1 protein-coding gene is annotated in these 933 nt (G+C 38.0%); it reads left to right on the top strand.

Features of this window, described 5'->3' with window-relative positions; genetic code table 11:
- Positions 1 to 159: 159 nt before the first annotated feature.
- Positions 160 to 933 (top strand): LamG domain-containing protein (locus tag PEL01S_RS34205; protein WP_164824392.1); only part of this gene is annotated, 774 nt, incomplete at its 3' end.

The raw sequence follows: 933 nt of genomic DNA, 5'->3' as shown, positions 1-933 counted from the left end.
TAGTGATGGACGTTAACGACAGCGCATATGCGAACGGACAGTTTGGAGTGAACGTATACAACGGTAAAGCGATATTTTCAGGTGTTATCAAAAGTAATTAGGTATTATTTCTGGTTTTACAAGTTTTAAGAATCCTGAACTTTTGGAGGGTAACTGTTCGTGTATACCTTATGTAATTTAGGAAGAATTTTAATGTATTTCAATGTTTTTTTAATAATATTTGTTTTGCCTCTTGAGAAGGCTGCTGCTTCGTCAGCATCGTATTCTGAAAGCTCGTATAATTATGATTCATCTGGAAGGCTAATAAATGTTCAACTGCCTACAGGACAAGGGAAAGAATATATTTACGATGCGAATGGAAATATAACTCGAAACTTTGCATCCCTTTCGTTTGATGGTACGAAACAAATAAGCCTTAATAATATTGCAGTCAATACTAAGCCAGGTGGAAAAAACACGGTGGAGTTTTGGATGTATTGGACTGGTGCAGAAGGTGTTATGCCATTTTCATGGGATGGGCCCTATGATCTCTGGTTTAGCGAAGGTTATTTTGGTTTTAATACCGGAGAATCAAACATATTGGGGATATCATCAGCAGATTTGAAGAATCGATGGGTACATGTTGCGGCAACGTTTTATAACGGTGTACCGGATGCAGTGAATAATGAGCTTTATATTAATGGTGTAAAGCAAAATTTAGCTCCTGTTTTGGGTAAGACGACGTCATCGGTAACAGTAACTTCCAACGCAGTGGTATCAGGAGTTTTAAATAACCATATGTATCGATTTATCGGCAAAATAGGTACGATGAGGATATGGAACCATGCATTGTCGGCAACGGAGATTCAAGCAAATATGTATAAGTTGTATAAGGGAATGGAAGCCGGTTTAGTGGGGGATTGGAAGTTAGGAGAAATACCCTCTCAAAATTCG

This window comes from Paenibacillus elgii NBRC 100335 (assembly GCF_004000865.1).
Lineage (GTDB): Bacteria > Bacillota > Bacilli > Paenibacillales > NBRC-103111 > Paenibacillus_G > Paenibacillus_G elgii.
Note: the sequence above shows the minus strand (reverse complement) of the source record. Positions and strands in the feature narration are given on the sequence as shown.